The sequence below is a fragment of the Photobacterium obscurum genome, from assembly GCF_026191635.1.
Classification (GTDB): domain Bacteria; phylum Pseudomonadota; class Gammaproteobacteria; order Enterobacterales; family Vibrionaceae; genus Photobacterium; species Photobacterium obscurum.
Map to the genome: position 1 here is coordinate 149,989 of NZ_JAKRRW010000001.1, position 20,051 is coordinate 170,039.

15 protein-coding genes are annotated in these 20,051 nt (G+C 46.1%); 5 read left to right on the top strand and 10 right to left on the bottom strand.

What is annotated here, in order from left to right; genetic code table 11:
* Window positions 1-111 precede the first annotated feature (111 nt).
* The 5 genes from MD588_RS00650 to MD588_RS00670 form a co-directional block, all read right to left on the bottom strand.
* A complete protein-coding gene (locus MD588_RS00650) occupies window positions 112-1,077 on the bottom strand; it encodes an ADP-ribosylglycohydrolase family protein (RefSeq protein ID WP_265694828.1) in 966 nt (321 codons plus the stop codon).
* A gap of 137 nt (window positions 1,078-1,214) precedes the next feature.
* Window positions 1,215-1,805 carry an acetate uptake transporter gene (locus MD588_RS00655; protein WP_265694829.1) on the bottom strand — a complete coding sequence of 197 codons (591 nt, stop codon included), beginning with the start codon at window positions 1,803-1,805 and terminating at the stop codon, window positions 1,215-1,217.
* Window positions 1,806-2,223: 418 nt separating this feature from the next.
* Window positions 2,224-3,405 carry a hypothetical protein gene (locus MD588_RS00660; RefSeq protein WP_265694830.1) on the bottom strand — a complete coding sequence of 394 codons (1,182 nt, stop codon included), beginning with the start codon at window positions 3,403-3,405 and terminating at the stop codon, window positions 2,224-2,226.
* Window positions 3,406-3,689: 284 nt separating this feature from the next.
* Window positions 3,690-4,415 (bottom strand): oxygen-insensitive NADPH nitroreductase, encoded by a 726-nt coding sequence (gene nfsA, locus MD588_RS00665; protein ID WP_265694831.1) that lies wholly within the window; start codon window positions 4,413-4,415, stop codon window positions 3,690-3,692.
* Between the two features lie 108 nt (window positions 4,416-4,523).
* Window positions 4,524-5,711, bottom strand: coding sequence for an iron-containing alcohol dehydrogenase (locus tag MD588_RS00670; protein WP_265694832.1), 1,188 nt, complete (start codon window positions 5,709-5,711; stop codon window positions 4,524-4,526).
* A gap of 310 nt (window positions 5,712-6,021) precedes the next feature.
* Here MD588_RS00670 and MD588_RS00675 point away from each other — a divergent pair, with 310 nt between their 5' ends.
* From MD588_RS00675 to MD588_RS00690, 4 genes are all read left to right on the top strand, one after another.
* On the top strand, window positions 6,022-6,285 hold the full coding sequence (locus MD588_RS00675; protein WP_265694833.1) for a GrxA family glutaredoxin: 264 nt from the start codon (window positions 6,022-6,024) through the stop codon (window positions 6,283-6,285).
* Window positions 6,286-6,486: 201 nt separating this feature from the next.
* Window positions 6,487-8,169: an aspartate:alanine antiporter gene (locus MD588_RS00680; protein WP_265694834.1), complete on the top strand. Its 1,683-nt coding sequence runs from the start codon at window positions 6,487-6,489 to the stop codon at window positions 8,167-8,169.
* Between the two features lie 206 nt (window positions 8,170-8,375).
* On the top strand, window positions 8,376-9,050 hold the full coding sequence (locus MD588_RS00685) for a response regulator (RefSeq protein ID WP_265694835.1): 675 nt from the start codon (window positions 8,376-8,378) through the stop codon (window positions 9,048-9,050).
* Window positions 9,047-10,390, top strand: a complete 1,344-nt coding sequence (locus MD588_RS00690; protein WP_265694836.1) for an ATP-binding protein — start codon at window positions 9,047-9,049, stop codon at window positions 10,388-10,390. Before MD588_RS00685 ends, MD588_RS00690 begins: the two co-directional genes overlap by 4 nt.
* Window positions 10,391-10,474: 84 nt before the next feature.
* Here the strand turns inward: MD588_RS00690 and fabV are convergent, their stop codons facing one another.
* The 5 genes from fabV to MD588_RS00715 form a co-directional block, all read right to left on the bottom strand.
* On the bottom strand, window positions 10,475-11,677 hold the full coding sequence (fabV, locus tag MD588_RS00695) for an enoyl-ACP reductase FabV (protein WP_265694837.1): 1,203 nt from the start codon (window positions 11,675-11,677) through the stop codon (window positions 10,475-10,477).
* A gap of 260 nt (window positions 11,678-11,937) precedes the next feature.
* A complete protein-coding gene (locus MD588_RS00700; protein ID WP_265694838.1) occupies window positions 11,938-14,214 on the bottom strand; it encodes an acyl-CoA dehydrogenase in 2,277 nt (758 codons plus the stop codon).
* Between the two features lie 56 nt (window positions 14,215-14,270).
* Window positions 14,271-14,948 carry a TetR/AcrR family transcriptional regulator gene (locus MD588_RS00705; protein WP_265694839.1) on the bottom strand — a complete coding sequence of 226 codons (678 nt, stop codon included), beginning with the start codon at window positions 14,946-14,948 and terminating at the stop codon, window positions 14,271-14,273.
* 428 nt (window positions 14,949-15,376) lie between these two features.
* Window positions 15,377-16,501 (bottom strand): M20 family metallopeptidase, encoded by a 1,125-nt coding sequence (locus MD588_RS00710; protein ID WP_265694840.1) that lies wholly within the window; start codon window positions 16,499-16,501, stop codon window positions 15,377-15,379.
* 1,314 nt (window positions 16,502-17,815) lie between these two features.
* Complete coding sequence (locus MD588_RS00715; RefSeq protein ID WP_265694841.1) at window positions 17,816-18,655, bottom strand: SDR family oxidoreductase; 840 nt, start codon at window positions 18,653-18,655, stop codon at window positions 17,816-17,818.
* 319 nt (window positions 18,656-18,974) lie between these two features.
* Between MD588_RS00715 and MD588_RS00720 the strand changes: the two genes are divergently transcribed.
* Complete coding sequence (locus tag MD588_RS00720; protein ID WP_265694842.1) at window positions 18,975-19,829, top strand: MurR/RpiR family transcriptional regulator; 855 nt, start codon at window positions 18,975-18,977, stop codon at window positions 19,827-19,829.
* The last annotated feature ends 222 nt before the right edge of the window (window positions 19,830-20,051 follow it).

A 20,051-nucleotide genomic window follows, 5' to 3' on the forward strand; every position in this document is an offset into this window, starting at 1 on the left:
CTTAGAAGAACCTATAAAGCTACCCACTATGGGTAGCTTTTTTGTTTTCAGGGCTTTGTTTTATGGAGACAAAGAGTCCCGCATGCTTAACTACTTTGCCCCGCTTACCCGTTAATCCGCTTTCGAGACTCGCAGTAACTGCTCAATATCTTCCGCTAGCGCCTCGCCGCACTGTAAAGTAGTCAACCATGAAATCGGTATCCCCTTCTCATCACCAAAACCGTAACAGGCGCCCGCCAAAGCACCGATTAGAATACCGCGCCCGCAGGTATCACCAGAAACAAGAATATTTTTCATAATAGCTTCGGTATAGCTCTCGCTATTTTGCAAGATCCAGGCTGCCATTGGCAGGCTATCGGCAAGGTGGCAAGCCTGATTAACAATTGCGAGTACATGGCTAAGGTCATTCACATCACCGCTTAGCAACCTGACCTGCTCAATTTTATCGCGTATATCTTCTGGCGACTTGATTTTGAGAACATTTAGTACAGGCTCCATCCGCCTTGAGCGTAGCGCCTCATTTAACGCGCTGGAAAATGCCTTCGCGCACTGCAGCGCTGACTCATCCTGATGGGTAATACCAACAATTCGTTCAATTTCTTGTTCTAACTCCTCTGAAGGCAGCTTGAGTGCGACTAAGGCAGGCACGGCACATAAGGCTGGGTTTTGGTCGTCTTCGCAGCCCGAATCATCAGGCCAGTCCTCGGGGGGGAGAGAAAAAAGAGTGAGAAGCAATGCTTTGGTCGGGCTGTCAATGTAGCCAATAAATTCGCCTCCCGGCCCGAAATACTCCAGGATATGCTGCTGAATAGTCAGTGTGCCAGTGTCCTCCCTGCCAAGCAGCCGAATATATAATGCAACCCATTCACCATAGGCCGTCAGCTCACCCGCGGTCAACTTATCATGGGCGTAGTAGCTATCAACCCCTTCATAGTGCCTTGCATCCGGCTCGATAAAGGGGAAATGAGGCAACCCCACCAACTGTTTCATTCGCTCGGGAGAATATATCCAATGCGTCCCCATGCTTGCCGCATCGGCAACTAAAGCTCCCATTAACGCTGCATAACGTTGCGCCATTGTCCCTTCCCTTCCGCTCTGAAATACTATTCATAAGCTTATACCAATTTTGAAGGGGCAATCCGCTTCTTGGTAGCGACTACAGGCAAAAAAAAAACCTCGCCGCAGCGAGGTTTTTTTCAAAACTTGATTAGATATTAAGCAGCAGCTTTTAGGCTTGCTTTATCTTTCTTTAGCTCACCAACAGGCAAGATAGTACGACCGTATTCGTTGTTTAGTACCTGAGCCATTGCGAAGTAGATCGCACTTGCACCACAGATAATACCTTCGAAACCAGCGATAGTACCGATTAGCTCACTTCCCGTGAAGTCACGAGCAGCAAGTAGGAAGAATAGTACTGTTAGAGAACCAAATACGAACTGTTTCGCACGTGGGTAGCATAGAGAGCCAATAAACATGAAACCAGTGAAGATGCCCCAAAGCAGTAGGTACCAACCCATGAAGCTAGCTGGGCTTGCTGGTAGGCCCATGTAAGGCATTACGATAAGACCAACAAGTGTTAGCCAGAATAGACCGTACGAAGTGAATGCTGTTGTACCAAATGTATCACCGCGCTTGAAGCACATCATACCTACGAGAACCTGGCTTAGGCCACCATAGAAAATACCCATAGCAAGAATCATTGAATCAACTGGGAAAAAACCCGCATTGTGGATATTCAGAAGGATGGTAGTCATACCAAAACCCATTAGGCCAAGTGGCGCTGGGTTAGCTAGTTTCGTAGACATTTAGTTCCCCTACAGGAGTAATTCAAAAAAAATGGTAAAAATTAAAAAATGAGTGCATTTTTAATGCGCGGCGAATTCTAAAGGATGACGAGGGGCAAATCAATCCATATCTAGTGCGAAATTTAACCAAAGAAGAAAAAAACGAAATTTTCACTATTCTTTGTAAAGTTTTTTTGTGATTTATGACGCCAATAAGTGTTAGCAAATATGATCAAAATCATTAAATCAAGTAGATCCCCAGCCAGAAATATACTTTAAGGCATTGATTAATAAGAAATTAACTCACATATAAAACTCATCAATTCAACTTCAGCTAATATAACTATAAAAAAAGCAGCTTAACGCTGCTTCTTTAGTCAAAGGTCTATATTCACCAATTAAGTTGTCTAATTATAATTACACTTCTCACGACAACCACTTACTCACTCTCTGCATCTTGCTCATTACGAGCAATCCCACCAGATAAAGAACTCTCTGAAGCTGGCTGAGTATCAGGTAAAAGCGCCAAGCGCGCCTTTAACTGTTCAATTTGCGCTTGTTGCTTATTGACCAATGACGTTAAAGCTTCAACTTGTCCACTATCGTTGTCTGAATTCACTTCTGATGCACGAGAGGACGCGTACAACTGACGGGCCGCTATTACTTCATCTTTTATCTGAGCTGCCTGAGTTCTAAGAGGGAGATCTCGGAGATCGTTATCGTTGAGGGCCAGCGAAATTTGTAACAGCTTCGCTTCAATCTCCAAGATAAAGTTCTCGTATTCGTCTTTGCTACGATCACGAAGCCCCTGCACCTCCAACGCAATATGCTCAGCATGCGCAAGCTCAAATTCAATTTCGGAGACCAATTGCTTTATGGCCGTGAAGTCACGCGGGGAACGCTCAATTAACCCTTTACCGCTTTCAATTTTTATTTCAACCCGGGCATAACTGATTGGTGCATAATACCTAACATCGTTACGACGCAATTCGCGCAGGGCATCAACCTTGGGAGAAATATATATTTTCTTGATGGTTCTGATTTCCAGGCTATGCGCACGATCGAGGAACTCTTCCTGCTCTTCCCTGGCATCAGTTAACTCGCTATCCTCTACCAGACGGAACAATTTGGCGTAAAAACGAGTCAGCCGAACATACTCGCTACGGTAGTACTGGCGAGCATCAATTGAGTTCAGGTAGTCCAGTTGAGTAATTGCGGGTTTAAGCACATCATCAGCAACCCGCTTCAAATACTCAAGTTCATTCAGTGTTTTTTCCACAACCGCGATTTCTTCATAGAATCGCTCTAGGTATGTCGTTGATGAAAATAAAGAATAGCTTTTAAATGCTTTATCCGGCGTTTCTTTAAACTCAAGGTAAATCGAATCTGCTTTTTGCCAGCTCGACATCATTTGGGCATATTTTTCTGGCGAATAAACTTCCAGCTGCCCGGCCCCAGCCAACGTTTCTTGCCAACTACGGTGTGCTTTCAGGGCTCCCTGAAAAGCATTTTCTGTATTTATCGCAGATGAAACTCCTTCTTCACCTTCAGGTGTGCTTTGACAGGCACTCAGTAAAGTAGCCAAGCAAATGATACAGGCCACTTTGCCCATTTGTTTCATATATAATTCCGCTGTAATTCTATTATGCCAAAATCGCTGTGCAACAAATTAAATATAATGCAAAAAACAACACTGATGGAAAACTATCAACATACTCACCGTTAATAGCTTAAAATTTTGCCACTATGCTGCGCATTTCCACCACCAAGCGCAAGCAGGAACTAAAGAGGTCAATAATTAACCCAACAGAAACTAAGTGAATACACAGCTCAGTGTATCTGACTCAGTTTAAGTACTAAAGTTCTAAATTATTAGGGATATCTACCCAACTCCATCGAGTGATACTATTTTACGCTAAAGCCTTTGTTCTTAATAAAGTCTTTCATAAATGGCCGCGCTTCTTTATTTAGGGTCGCGGTAATTTGTTCTGACCATGATGTTTCTTTATTGCCACCGGTTCGAGCACGATAGTAATTTCGTACCTCACCGTCATACTGTTCCAGTTGCTGTTTGTCTAGCTCTGGCTGATACGAGTTTTGATGAACAATAATTGATTGAGGTAACCGGGGTTTACGTTCTGGCTCTTGGGCGGGAAACCCCAGGCATAACCCGAACAAGGGAATAACATGATGAGGAAGCGACAGTAACTCCGATACACTTGCTGGATTATTACGTATACCGCCAATATATACCCCCCCAAGCCCCATCGACTCTGCTGCTAACAGCGCGTTTTGTGCCATCAGCGCAGCATCCACAGCGCCTATTAGCGTCTGCTCGGTAAAGCCAAGCATCGCTTCAGGATGAATCTGTCGGTGCCGGTTAAAATCGGCACAAAACACCAAAAACTCAGCTGCTGTCGCCACATAGGGTTGATCACCGGCATACTTCGCCAACCGAGATCGCTTTTCTGTTTCGGTTACCCGGATAATACTAACGCACTGAATAAAGCTAGAAGACGATGCAGCAATAGCACAGTCCAATACAATAGACAGCTGATCGGAAGAAATCGGCTGTTCGGTAAATTTACGGATTGAGCGGTGCTGAAGAATGGTGTCGATTGTCTGATTCATGGATATCCTTATCACACTGCAGAAGGCGGGGAGCATGCGTCAATGTAACACAATTTCCCCCCATCAATCATCCAGAGAGATAGCAAACCAAGTAATTTTCTGCCCTTATCAGTTCGGATCGGGCATGGACGATTGCTCGATATGACAACTGTCGCAAATTTGTTCCAAGATGCTTAATAGACGCTGTTTGTTCAATGGCAGAGGATTACCTTTTATTGCATTGGACAGCAATGCATCTTGCGCCACATCATCAAACATGATGTCACACAGCCCATATTTCGAAACAGGTGGCAGATTCAGCCGCTTCAACGTTCGCTTCGTCCACAGGATCCCATCGATGATCTCGGCATTCATCCTTCCGGTAAGAATACAGGCTAACTGACGATAGCGGTTCAGCACGTCGGATCTGCCAGCTTCTCTCGCCGCCAGCACGTTTTCCTGCATCACATAGGGAGCCAGTTGTGCAGTGATAAGCCCATGGGGGGCACTCAAGCGACCGCCGAGTGCCGAGGCCAGGCCATGTGCCGCACCGAGTTTCGCGTTGGCCAGCGCCATTCCCCCCAGCATAGCAGCAAAAGACATGTCGGCACGGGCACGCGGATCATCATCTTCGCAAGCAGCAAGAATCGCTCCCGAAAGACGGCGTAAGCCCTCCTCACACACCATATCTGACAGCGGGTTAGGATCGCCACAAACATAAGCTTCCATCAAATGTGAAAAGGCATCCATACCGCAACATCCTGACATAATCGGATCCATACCATAGGTCAGGGTAGGATCAATAATCGCCAGGTCAGCCAGCATTTCAGGGCTGCGCAAGCTTACTTTGACATTTTCCTGTGCCGAGCGAAGGACTGCATTCTTACTGACTTCCGATCCCGTCCCGGCAGTTGTCGGAACCGCGATAAATGGAATAGGTTTTGCCTGCAGCGGTACATTGCGCCCAACAACCTCAACATAGTCATAAACACTGCCCTGGTTAGGGATCAGTGCCGCCAACGCTTTCCCCGCATCCAGTACGCTGCCCCCACCAATAGCCAGTACCATATCAGGACGGAACTTTCTGCCCATCGCCGCCATTTCCTCAATCATTGCGATCAAAGGTTCACCGTGCACGGAAACTTGTTGATAGCGCATGTTCTGCTGTTTGAGGTAACTGATCACCGGTTCGGCCCGCTGGTTATCACGGCCTGTCACCAACAGTACGCTGTAACCAAACTGATTAAGAGATGACAGTGAGTTATTCAGGGATCCCTCACCGAATACTATCCTTGACGAAGTCATAAACTGAAACATAGGCACTCCATTACGCAACTGTATAATTTCATTATCAACGAGTGTGCCCACTCAATGGATCCTGATTTTGATTCTGAGCAACATTATATCGAGATCATCGCAGCCTACGTTCAGAACTCGCCCCCCATCACATTCTGCAATGCCTAATCGTTACTTGCAGCGATCAATCGATTTTATCTATCGCATCAAGAGATAAAACCCGCTTTCTCATCATCCCATCTCACGTTATAGTTAGCCCATCAAATTGAGGAGAGATGATGTTCGTGATAAGCACAATCTATCCCTCCCAAAGAATTTAGGAGAATTGCTGATGTTTGTTGTTATTTTCGGTCGCCCAGGTTGCCCATTCTGTGTACGTGCGAAAGAGCTGGCAGATACATTGAAGGAAGAACGTGAAGGCTTCAACTACCGTTATGTTGATATCCACGCTGAAGGCATCAGCAAAGCTGACCTTGAAAAAACAGTTGGTAAGCCGGTAGAAACCGTGCCTCAGATTTTCATCGACCAAGAACACATCGGCGGTTGTACTGAATTCGAGGCATACGCAAAAGAAAATCTAGGCCTTTATCAATAAATCCTATATTTTACAAAACTTTAAAAAAGACTGGTGCGCCAGTCTTTTTTTGTTTAACGCCATTTTTCTGACGAATTTAACAACTAAAAAACATTGTGCTTTTTTTAGGTCATTCTTTCATTTTCCGGTATTACCCTCGCCAAAAATCAGCTAGAATTTCACCACTTTTATTGCTGTCTTTCTTCTCCGGAAAATGTTGTTGTGAATATCGATGTAGCTGCCCTCCTTCATCAAAATGATATTTTGTTGCTTTTTGTTGTCCTCGCCGTTGGTCTTAGTGTCGGAAAAATTCGAATCGCTAACCTTCAAATCGGTAACTCCATCGGTGTACTGCTCACTGCACTATTGTTCGGTAATGCGGGGTTTACCTTTGATGCCGACGCCTTAAACATCGGGTTTATGTTGTTCATTTTCTGTGTTGGTATTGAAGCCGGTCCTAACTTTTTCGGTATTTTCTTCCGAGACGGCAAACATTACTTATTGCTGGCGCTAGTTGTTTTAATTTCGGCCATTGCAATAACCCTGACAATGGCCCACTACCTAAACCTCGAACTCGGTTTGGCAACCGGCCTAATGGCAGGATCCCTCACGGCAACCCCAGTACTGGTTGGCGCAAAAGATGCCCTTAACAGTGGCCTTGCAGGCATAACAGACAGTACCGTCATCCAACATATGGTCGACAGCCTAAGCGTCGGCTACGCAATGTCCTACCTGGTTGGCTTAGTTAGCCTCATTTTGCTGGCGAAGCTGATGCCTAAGCTTCAGAAGCAAAACCTCGCCGAATCTTCACAACAGATTGCTCGTGAACGCGGTATCGGTGAAGTCGGACAACGCAAGGTCTATCTACCAATTATTCGTGCATACCGAGTGGGACCGGAACTCATTAACTGGATTGACGGCCGTAACCTGCGAGAACTGGGGATTTACCGCCAGACCGGTTGCTATATCGAGCGGGTACGCCGCAACGGCATTCTTGCCAACCCCGACGGCGACGCAATCTTGCAAGAGGGTGACGAAATCGCGCTGGTTGGCTACCCAGACAGCCATGCCCGTCTGGATCCGAGCTTTCGAAACGGCAAAGAAGTTTTCGACCGTGACCTGCTCGACCTGCGTATTGTCGAAGAAGAGATCGTGGTTAAAAATGACAGCATTGCCGGCAAGCGCCTGTCTGATCTTAACTTATCTGAATATGGCTGTTTCCTTAACCGCGTGGTTCGTGCCCAGATCGAAATGCCAATGGATCACAATATCCTGCTCAATAAAGGGGATATCCTTCAGGTCAGTGGTGAAAAAAGTCGTGTTCTCGGTCTTGCCGAGCGTATCGGTTTTATCTCGGTTCACAGTCAGATAGCGGATTTACTGGCCTTTTGCTGCTTCTTCATCATCGGCCTGCTGGTTGGAACGATCACCATGACCTTTGGCCAGATTGCGTTTGGCCTCGGTAGTGCCGCAGGCCTTCTGGTTGCCGGTATCACGCTAGGATTCTTACGGGCCAACCATCCGACCTTCGGATATGTGCCTCAGGGTGCCCTCAATATGACCAAGGATCTCGGCCTGATGGTGTTCATGGTAGGGATTGGTTTAAGTGCCGGCTCCAACTTGTTTGACTCTCTGGCTCAAGTTGGCTTGGCTGTATTTGCCGCCAGCCTGATGGTCAGTGTGATCCCTGTGGTATTGGCTTACCTATTCGGCGCCTACGTTCTGAAAATGAACCGCGCCCTGCTATTTGGTGCCATCATTGGGGCACGAACCTGTGCCCCGGCCATGGATATGATCAACGAACATGCCCGTAGTACTATCCCGGCTCTTGGTTACGCGGGAACCTATGCTATCGCCAACGTCCTGCTAACGATTGCCGGTACACTCATCATCATCCTCAACTAGAGCATTTTTGACGCTGATTTATTAATCTCCCTAATTGTGGTTAATGAGTCAGCGTCTATTCAGTCCCCTCACCTATAGTAATATCAATACAAGCACTTTTAAGCGAATAATCCGGCTTAATCCCACAAATAAGCAGCCTGTTATTCGCCAGCCTTCTTTCTATTAAGTATATTAAATAGAAACATTTATTGTTGGTAATCAAAATTATGCGTATCCTCATTGTCGAAGACGACCCAATTTTAAGTCATCACCTTAAATCTCAACTCAGCGAACTGGGACACCAGGTACAATGTGCTGGAACAGCCGAAGAAGGGCTGTTTTTTTCGCAAAACTACCCCAATGACGTCGCCATCGTGGATATCGGCTTACCTGATCGTGATGGGATCAGCCTAATCAAAGATATCCGCCAAAAAGGCCTTCGGTTACCGATCCTGATCCTAACGGCCCGTTCCAACTGGCAGGACAAGGTTACCGGGCTTGAAGCCGGTGCCGATGATTATCTGGTTAAACCTTTCCAGAAAGAAGAGATGGTCGCCCGTCTGAGTGCCTTGGTACGCCGTAGCGCCGGTTTCGTAAAACCGGAAATGACAGCCGGAGATATCCGTGTTGACCTGCTGGCAAAACAAGTTTTCATCGGCGAAACGCTGCTGGAGCTTACCGCCTTTGAATATGATCTCCTTGAATATCTAATGCGCCATAGCCGCCAGGTCGTGTCTAAGCAGCGCCTGCTCGATGTGCTTTATGAAGATCAGGAAGGTGATCCAAATACCATTGAGGTCATGATCAGCCGCCTACGCAAGAAATTCACCACCAACGGCCAGGATAACCCTATCTCCACAATTCGTGGCCAGGGGTATATCTTTGAGTTACAAGCTCAATGAGTCAGCTCCTACAACCAAGGCTACGCCGCCGGGTACTGGTTACCTCGGTGGCGATTATCGTTCTTATCACATCAGCTCTGGCCGGAGTGATTAACCAGCTCTATAGCCAGAGCTATATGGCTGCCTATTCATCCGAGCTCGTTGCCCAAATGCCAATGGTGGTGGCCCAGCTTAACCGTGCCGGCCTCATCAAGGATGTCGACAAGTGGATTGACTCCGTCGACCCATCCGATACCGACTACATGTCGGTTGTATGTGATTTAAAAGATCATACCATCTGGCTGTCAGAAGAGGCCAAGGAAGCCAATATCGGCAATATCTGTAGCGAGTTGCCCGACGATATACCGGCTCCAACCCTCATCGAGACGGAGTCAGGCGCAAGCTACATTGCCTACAACATGAGTCGTGATCGCGAAGGCGGTAATATTTACCAACTTGTTGTATTACGCTCTGGTGAATCATATCAATCATCATTAAATCAGCTTCACAGACGGACCACCTTTTATCTGGGGCTGTTTGTTCTTATTGCTATTGCGTTTCTAATCGCCGCGTTCCACTGGAGCTTCCAACCGCTACGCAAGTTGGCAGCTCAGCTGGATCAGATGACCGAGGCTAAGCGTGACAAGCTGGACGATGATTTTCCGATGGAGTTGCAGGATGTCACCCTGGCACTCAATCGCCTGATTCAGATTAGCAACGATCAAAAAGGCCGCTACCGGCATGCCATGGATGATTTGGCCCACAGTCTAAAGACTCGACTTGCGGCGACCAATGCCCTGCTCGATGATCAAGACATTGCGCGCCTGGAACTCAATCAGCGCGTGATGGAACAAATCAGTCAAATGGATGAACTGGTTCAGTACCAGCTTAAACGCGCCATGATGGGCCAGCAGGGGCTGCAGAAAGACAAAACCGAGCTCAAACCCGCTATCGACAGCTTTGACCGATTATTAAGCAAGGTATACAACGGCAAGGACGTTAACCTGAAATGCCATTTCAGCCCCAAGCTCAAACTACCGATAAACCGTAGTGACTTGATGGAGTTGCTGGGCAACCTGTTGGAAAATGCCTACCGTTTCTGTATCAGCGAAGTTCGGGTAAGCGTCAATGAGCAGGAGGACTGCTACCTGATCCGGGTTGAAGATGATGGCCCGGGCGTCAGTGAAAATATGCGCGAAGCGATCTTCCAGCGCGGAGTTCGTGCCGATCAGCTTAATCCCGGCCAAGGTATTGGCTTATCAGTTTGCCACGAGATCGTCGAAAGCTACCAAGGCACTATCCATGTCGAAACAGCGAAAATCGAAGGGGCGGCATTTGTGGTTCGGTTACCGAAGCATTAAGTGCTAACCAAGGTTTACCCAACCAATAAGATATAAAAAAACCGCCGAAAGGCGGTTTTTTATATCTCACACAGCAGTGTTTGATTAAATATTTTCTACATCAAACTCAACCAGTGGATTAACGTCCGCTTCATAATCAACAGACTCGATGCCGAAACCGAATAGTTTCAGGAATTCATCTTTGTACTCCTGATAGTCGGCGACTTCAAACAAGTTCTCGTTGGTTACGTTTGGCCACAGATCACGACAGTGCTTCTGGATATCTTCACGAAGCTCCCAGTCATCCAGACGTAGTCGGTTTTCTTCATCCACCTCAGGTGCGGTACCATCAGCTTTAAACAGGCGCTGAGTAAACATACGGTGAATCTGCTCCATGCAGCCTTCGTGTACGCCTTCTTCACGCATTTTCTTAAATACCATCGCGATGTATAGAGGCATTACCGGAATTGCCGAGCTTGCCTGAGTTACAACACTCTTCAATACTGCAACATTGGCTGAACCACCGGTCGCAGACAGTTTGCTGTTAAGCTCGTTTGCTGCACGGTCCAAGTCCATTTTCGCCTGGCCCAGTGCACCATGCCAGTAGATAGGCCAAGTGATTTCTGTACCGATGTAGCTGTAGGCTACAGTCTTACAGCCGTCAGCCAATACGCCGGCTTCAGACAGAGCATTAATCCATAGCTCCCAGTCCTGGCCACCCATAACAGTGACGGTATCGGCAACTTCCTGCTCGCTCGCAGGCTCGATGCTCGCTTCGATCAACACATCTTTGTTGGTGTCGACAGCTGTAGCGGTATAGGTTTCACCCATCGGCTTCAAGGTAGAGCGAACAACTTCACCGGTTTCTGGCATCTTACGTACTGGTGATGCCAGCGAGTAAACCACCATATCAATCTGACCTAGGTCTTCTTTAATCAGATCGATAACTTTTTGTTTTGCTTCATGAGAGAAAGCATCACCATTCAGGCTTTTCGAGTAAAGGCCTTCTTCTTTCGCCAGCTTGTCGAATGCTGCTGAGTTGTACCAACCTGCTGTACCTGGCTTTTTCTCTGTACCTGGTTTTTCAAAGAACACACCAATCGTTGCCGCACCGCCACCGAATGCTGCTGCAATACGAGAAGACAAGCCATAGCCACTTGAAGAACCAACAACCAGTACACGCTTAGGTGCATCGGCAATAGGACCTTGTGCCTTGGTGTAAGCAATCTGCTCTTTTACGTTCTCTTCACAACCCACTGGGTGAGTTGTTGTACAAATAAATCCACGAATTTTAGGTTTGATGATCATTTTCAACTTCCCTTACATAATTGACAGTAGGATAAAAGGTTAATGACAAATTCGCATTAAATTTATGAGCGAAAACGCTAAAAAGGGTAGTGGTTGGAGGTGTTAATTACCACTTTGTGACGTGAATTGTCGCTTTTTGCAGCAAACAATCTAGCTCTTGCCCCTCGCTAGATTTACCGACAGGCAAAAAAAAAAGTGCCACGCAATTGCGTGGCACATGGGAGACACCAGGTTTATTGTTCGTTATAGAGTTTACACTCCTAAGCAGCCTTTCCCGGTTGAAGGCTACTCTTCTTAAACTGCGCCGCGGCAAAGTGATCAACTTGAATCGCTCTTTGCCTTAACTGGTCAGCATTGTGCATTTTTTCGACATCCTGTTCTGTGACGATGCCCGCACTCAAAGCAATTTGTAGCTTCTCTGTTAACGAAACCTTGCGTGGGATCTCACCAGCCTTCGTAGCTTTGGCAAGTTTACGCTCGATCCCTTTAACCTGATGCATAGCAACAAAGGCACGCTCCATAATCGCCACCGGGTCACTGTCTTTGTCACCGATATAGCATAACTGGGTTAAACGCTCACGGTGTGATCCTGGCGTCATCAACAGCTCGGCAATCTTCACCGTTACCTCATCTTTCGGCGCCTGGTAATGAATACCTAACGGGAACAACAAGGTACGTAATAAGCGACCAACGCCCTTACGAGGGAAGTTACTCAGGACTTCATCAAAGGCCACCCCGCACTGATGCAGGCAATGCTGCAATGCATAGTGGACCATCGGAAGATCTTGTTGCTGGCGCCCTTCATCCTCAAAACGCTTCAATGTCGCCGACGCCAGGTATAAATGGCTGAGCACATCACCGAGGCGAGCCGAAACGAGTTCACGACGTTTGAGTTCACCGCCAAGGCTAAGCATTGCAAAGTCAGAAGCAACCGCCAATGCCCGACTCATACGTGATAGATGGCGGTAATATACCGCAGTTTCGCCGCTTACCGGCGCGCGGTTGAACAACGAGCCACTAAACGCGTTCAGCATTGATTTCGCCACGTTCCCGATCGCAAAGCCAATATGCTTCGACAGCAGCGAATCAAACTCCTTGGCGCCCTGCTCGGTATCCGGGTTGGCTGCGGCTTCCATTTCGCTGAGGACATACGGATGACATCGCGTCGCCCCCTGGCCAAAGATCATCAGGTTACGGGTCAAGATATTGGCCCCTTCAACGGTGATGGCAACCGGCATCCCAAAATAATGGTGACCTAAATAGTTCATTGGTCCAAGTTGAATGGCTCGGCCTGCATGAATGTCCATCGAGTCATTCAGGATCGTGCGGGCCATTTCCGTCATGTGGTACTTGGCAATTGCTGTGACTATGCCGGGCTTTTCTTTCAGATCGAGTGAGGTAGTGGTTAATGTCCTTGACGCTTCAAGCATATAGGTAAAACCACCAATACGCCCCATCGCCTGAGCAACACCTTCAAAATTACCAATCGACATCCCGAACTGTTTTCGCACATAGGAATAAGCCCCGGTGGTACGGGCCGTCAGATGACCGACTGCCGTGCCGAGTGCAGGCAGTGAGATACCGCGGCCTGCTGACAAACACTCCACCAGCATCCGCCAGCCTCGGCCAACATAGTCTTGACCACCGATCACCCAATCCATTGGAATAAAGACATCCTGCCCACGGGTCGGGCCATTCATGAAGGCAAGGTTGAGAGGATCATGACGCTCACCAATCTCAACTCCCGGATGATCTGCCGGGATCAGGGCGCAAGTAATACCAATATCTTGTTGCTCGCCGATCAAACCATCGGGATCTTGCAGCTTAAACGCAAGACCAAGCACAGTTGCTACCGGCGCTAATGTAATATAGCGCTTGTTCCAACTAACCCGGATCCCCAGCACTTCCTCTCCTTGGTGTTCGCCGTAGCAGACAACCCCCATATCAGGGATCCCGCCGGCATCGGAACCGGCTTCAGGGCCAGTTAAAGCAAAGCATGGAATATCTTCACCGTGGGAAAGGCGCGGTAGCCAGTAGTCTTTTTGCTCCTGCGTACCATAGTGTGACAACAGTTCACCTGGACCTAATGAGTTAGGTACCATCACTGAAACAGCGGCACTTAAGCTTCGAGTCGCAATACGGGTAACAATGGTTGAATTGGCATGGGCTGAGAAGTCTAACCCGCCGTATTGTTTGCCAATGATTAATGAGAAGAACTTTTCTTTACGCAAATACTCCCAGACTTCAGGCGGTAAATCCTTTTCCTCCTGAACGATCTGATAGTCATCCAGCATACCAAGTAATGTTTCCAGCTTCGTATCGATAAAAGTCTGTTCTTCACTACTTAGCGTCGGCTTTGGATAGTGCAATAAGGTATTCCAGTCTGGCGAACCGCTGAACAGTTCTCCATCCCACCATACACTTCCGGCTTCCATTGCTTCGCGTTCGGTATCTGACAGTGGCGGCAGCACTTTCTTAAACATCTTGAATGCGGGATCACTGAGATAGCGTTTTCGCAGGTTGATTAACGTGCTCATGTTTCAGGTCCTTTTGTCTCATTTATCGTTATTGGTTTTTTATCTTCGTGTTGTTCCTATCGTGTTCCGGTGGTTGGCTCATCGCGCACCAGCAAGAGCGGCTGTTCGATGGGTGCAGCGACACCTGCAGCCAAATAGGGTACTAAGCGTTCGATTAAGTCTTCCGTTGAAACTTTGCGGGAAAAATCATTCTCGGCAATTTCACACAATGCTGTTGTGGATGCCATGGTGAAGACCGAGGCGCCGAGGGTAAAATGCAGTCGCCAAAAAAGAGTTTCCGGGTCTAAAGAAGGGTTCGCGCGACAAACAGCAGTAGTAAATAAACTCAGGACATCCTCGTATCGAGTTAGGATAAACCAGCGCAGGTGGCCTTGGACATCGGTATATCCCCGACCGATCAATGACATAAAGATCGTTGCCCCTTTAGGGCGGTATTCATTAAGGCCGATGAGCGGCGTTATAGCGCAACGAAAAACATCCTCCATTGTAAAGTCGTCACGCGTTAGCAGCACCTCCAGCTCAGCTTTGATAGCTGGCATAAACTCTTCCAAGTACCGGCTAAGTACCGCCCTAACCAGAGTTTTCTTATCACCATAGTGGTAATTGACTGATGCGAGGTTAACCCCGGCTTTACTGGTTATCGTTCGTAGTGACGTTTCTTTGAACCCGTGCTCAGCAAACAGAAGTTCCGCGGCATCAAGAATCCGGCCCTTTGTCTCTCCCTTTCCCGCCATTTTCATTCACCTGTATTAAACACACGTTTAAACTTTACATCCCATTAATATTTTTAACAAGCTACAAATAAAACCCAATGCAACGTTTTGCTTAGATTAGGCCAAAAAAAGAATCAGGATGTGATACTGATCGACTACCAATCAGAAAAATTGGCTAAATCGATAAATTTGTTTTTGACCAGAAAATAGATTTAAAACAACAAGTAAAGCACAACCTGAATAAAACAGTAGAAAAGTCAAACTAGAGGCAGGAAAAAATTACAGGAAAAATGATATTTAGCGGGAACAAAAAAATAGATTGCGTGTCTTATATAGTGCCACTGCTTTTTCTTAGAAGATATTCTTCAGAGCCCGTCCCTTATGGAGATGGGCTTTCTTTATTGCGCTCATGGAGAAAACCTGCAGATTGATACAGGCTCCCCATCAGACTATAAGCGCTTCAATACATTCGCCAGCAATTTAATACGCGGCTCGATCGAGTCAATTAGCAAATACTCCTTATCGCTATGAAAACCTGCTCCCATCGGCCCAAAACCATCCAACGTTGGAGTTCCGACGGCCGCAGTAAAGTTGCCGTCAGAGCCACCGCCCGCATCTTCCCATCCATGGACAATATTCAGCTTCTCCGCCTCTTCGCTGACTAAGCGAATTAATGCCTGGGTATCAGCCGTTGGCTGCATTGAAGGCTTGAAGGTCAAGCGATTGACCGTCACTTTCGCTCCCTTCTCAAACGGGCTCTCAGACATTTCACGTAAACGTTCATCAATGGCTTGTGCTTCATCTGTATTCCAGAAACGCAAGTCCACCGTTGCCTTGGCATAATCAGGAACCACATTAACAGCCATTCCGCCCTCAATGATCCCGACGTTCATGGTTGTTCCTGTATCGAGGTTCACCATATCTTTAATCGCCAAAGACCAATGACTCAATTCGTAAATCGCCGAGACACCTTCTGCTAACGCTGAGCCTGCGTGTGAAGCAACCCCATGAAATTCAATTTCATATTTCGCATTCCCTTTACGAGAACGAATAAGGTTGCCAGTCGGCCGCGAAGCTTCACACACCAGTACCTGCCGGCTCTTACGGGCGATACTTTCAAGCCAATGACGTGAATACACTGAACCAATTTCTTCATCACAGTTCAGTGCAATGACAATCGATAAACGCTCTCGCTCTTCAGTTGTCAGCATCTGTAAGGCATACCAGGCGCTCAGGATCCCAGACTTCATATCTGTCGCTCCCGGGCCATAGACTTTTTCTTCATCATAAGTCATCGGTCGGGTGGCCACTGTCCCCTCAGGGAAAACAGTATCCATGTGACCACTTAGCATCACATCATAGTGCTCCGCACCGGGGTTATTGGTAATTTCCAGGCAAGGGCCTGCTTTTTCATCCAACTGATGGCGGACTACGGTAAAACCAATCTGCTCAAACATTGGCGTCAATACATCAGCAATCACAGCTATCCCCTCAGGGGTATAGCTACCACAGTCGACATTAACCAGCTTTTCCAGTTGTTTGAGGTAAGTTGGTAATTCAAAACATAGAGCCATGTGCTCTCCTTCTCGCTCAAGAGGTATTCTTCAGTTGAAACAACAATGTGCCAGAGCGAAGGCGAACAAACCCTGACTTAAATCATATACCTAAGTAACTTAGAGCCACGAGGTCATATCAGCGTTAATCGAGAAGACGGTTTTACCTCACACTAAAAAATAAAAAATAAAATCAATAAGTTAAATAAAAGTTCGACTTTATTGCAATTTAGGTGGAACCAACTCACAAAACACAAGTCATATATAGTGACATTAAGGTTAAAGACACACAAATTGTTAGCTGGCCGCCAAACAAGCCTTCTTTTCTTTAATCTATAAATGCCACTGCTGCTAAACTCCTAATTGTGTAAATAGAGCCTTTGCCCGCTGAATTTCAGCGGGCTTTTTTTATTCAGCCTTGCTATTTTGCTCACTAGGAAAAGTCTATAAAACTCGTAACCTACTAAGCTAGTGCCATTTTTCACCGCCTTGAATATAAATATTTTTCTTTTATGAACCTTTTATTTATTAAGCAGTCATAGTTAATGACATTCACATTAATGCAGAACGACTTTTTACACTGTTCTTCGTTAATCAATGATGCCACTGCTGCTAAATTCCTAATTGTGTAAGGATTTCTCCCGCTGACTTTTCAGCGGGATTTTTTTGTCCAAAACTCAAGACTCTGACGAGAGTTCCCAAAAAGGTGACATTTTTTTCAAACTTCTATGAACTTTTCTCAAATTCGCCAGTCATAAACTATGACATTCACATTAATGATGACTACACCCTAAATGTACTCCTCATTAATTCAAATGCCACTGCTGCTAAACTCCTAATTGTGTAAGGATTTCTCCCGCTGACTTTTCAGCGGGATTTTTTTGTCCAAAACTCAGTCCTCAGATGAGTGTTCCCAGAAAGATGGCATTTTTTTCAAACTTCTATGAACTTTTCTCAAATTCGCCAGTCATAATCTATGACATTCACATTAATGATGACTACACCCTAAATGTACTCCTCATTAATTCAAATGCCACTGCTGCTAAACTCCTAATTGTGTAAGGATTTCTCCCGCTGACATTTCAGCGGGATTTTTTTGCCTCAAATTAACCATTAAGGTTATAAATCACAACAAGAAATATTTTTTGTGTTTTGGCGGAACTTTCCTTAAACACGGCAGTCTCACTTTATGTCATTCACATTAATGGTGACCACATCCTAAATGTGCTTATCATTAATTCAAATGCCACTGCTGTTAACTCCTAATTGTGTAAGTTTTTATGACCCGCTGATATTTATCAGCGGTTTTTTTTGTCTGTTAACCAGCTCTTGAAGCTAAATCAACTCAGGGGCAAGCAACATAAGGTTAGGATGTTGCAATGTCATATCTAATATTTCGCAGGTATGCTGTCCATTAATTACTTTCGCATTGCTAACAGGAGAGTCAGTAAATTCTGGCAGCGGTAAGCCCGCAGTTAAAGCCATCGCAGTGTAATATTCACGGCGCGTGGGGTGGCTCGGTGCAGATAAATGCAAAACATTTGTGGAAGGCCAGCAGGCAGTGATCTGTCCAATTGCCTGAATACAGTCATCAAGATGAATCAAATTCACCGGATCGGAACCATTAATCAGCCCCTTCCTTCCTGAGAGAAATTTCACCGGATGCCGACCCGGCCCAATCAAGCCTGCAAAGCGAAGAATGACGACATCGGCTCCCCACTGCTCCTGCAGCCACTGCTCAATATACCAATGAGCATGACCAGAAGCGGTATTCGGCCGAGGTACCGTCCCTTCTTCCACTTCTCCCGTAACATCACCGTAAACGGATGTTGTACTGATGAAGATAACACGGCGACAGCCATATTTTTGTGCTGCATAAGACATGCTTTGTACATTGGCAATAAAGCGTTCATCGGCACCTTCTCCCCGGCCAGGAGGCACATTGATTACAAGCACATCGGTATCAAAAAACTCACTATAAAGGTGAGTCATATCATCATCGTTGTCAGGTAAATAGAGAGGTAATGTCAATGCGACTCCGTGTATTCCGAAATCAACTAACTTCGCTGCCTCACATGGCTCACGCCGACTGCCAAAAACGCTATCGCCATTTCGTACCAGTTGCTTTGCCAACGGTAGGCCAAGCCAGCCGCAACCACATATGCTTACTTTCATTTTCCCTTCCTCACCAGTGCAACAAATGACATAAAATAACTACAATTATTTATTTCACTCTGTAAATTAATTCCTTTCAAATGAAAATTAACAACATAAAAAAGCAACTTTCACGTACTTAGTCGCCATTTTACTTATAAATATTTTCAAAACTGAAAGGAAAAACTCGATCCCTGTCAAACTATAATAAAAAGTAAAAGGCATATTCATTGAATTGCTAGGAGCAGATCCATGAAAAGTAGTATAGTTTCATCAAAGTTGGCTTCGTGACATCATGAACGCCTCTAATGAAATTCAGTAACGAAGCGCGGTAATCGCCATGAATACCCTAGAGAAGATTCAAAAAAATTTAGATAACTTTAGTAAGTCTGAACGAAAAGTTGCAGAAGTGATCATCGCATCGCCTCAAACAGCGATTCATTCTAGCATCGCGACGCTAGCCAAGATGGCCGATGTCAGTGAACCAACGGTAAATCGCTTTTGCCGTCGCCTTGATACCAAAGGATTTCCTGATTTTAAACTGCATTTAGCGCAGAGCCTTGCTAACGGTACACCTTATGTAAACCGTAATGTTGAAGAAGATGACGGCCCAGATGCCTACACTTCAAAAATATTTGAATCAACCATGGCCTGCCTAGACGTTGCCAAGAACAGTCTAGATCCGATGCAGGTAAACCGAGCCGTTGATTTGCTGACCCAGGCAAAGAAAATTTCTTTCTTTGGCCTTGGCGCATCTGCTGCAGTTGCCCACGACGCACAAAATAAGTTCTTACGTTTTAATATCCCTATCGTTTGTTTTGATGACATTGTTATGCAGCGTATGAGTGTCATCAACTGTACCGATGGTGATGTCGTGGTCATGATCTCTCATACCGGTCGAACTAAGAGCCTGGTCGAAATCGCCCATATGGCTCGAGAAAACGGTGCAACGGTTATCGGTATTACAGCCAAAGACTCTCCGCTTGATCGCGAATGCTCACTTTCGATCTGCCTTGATGTACCTGAAGATACTGATATTTACATGCCAATGGCAAGTCGAGTCGTACAGATGACAGTGATTGATGTGCTGGCAACTGGTTTTACTCTTCGCCGAGGTGCCGGATTTAGAGAAAACCTAAAACGCGTTAAAGAATCGTTAAAAGATTCCCGTTTCTCGAAAGAAGGCATTCTGTGACATAACTTGTCACTAGCTTAGAAACACATATCCCCCTAAAGCATGAACACCCGTTCATGCTTTTTTATTCATGCCGATATTGCATAATACCAAACAGAATCAGTTTCTGGCCTATCAGCGAGATTGAAAAAGATCAGAGACAGGACGCTTGATTATAGGTGTATTCATATCCATCAAAATCAATGAAATAACACTATTTCTCTTCTCCTCTTTCATCAAGCT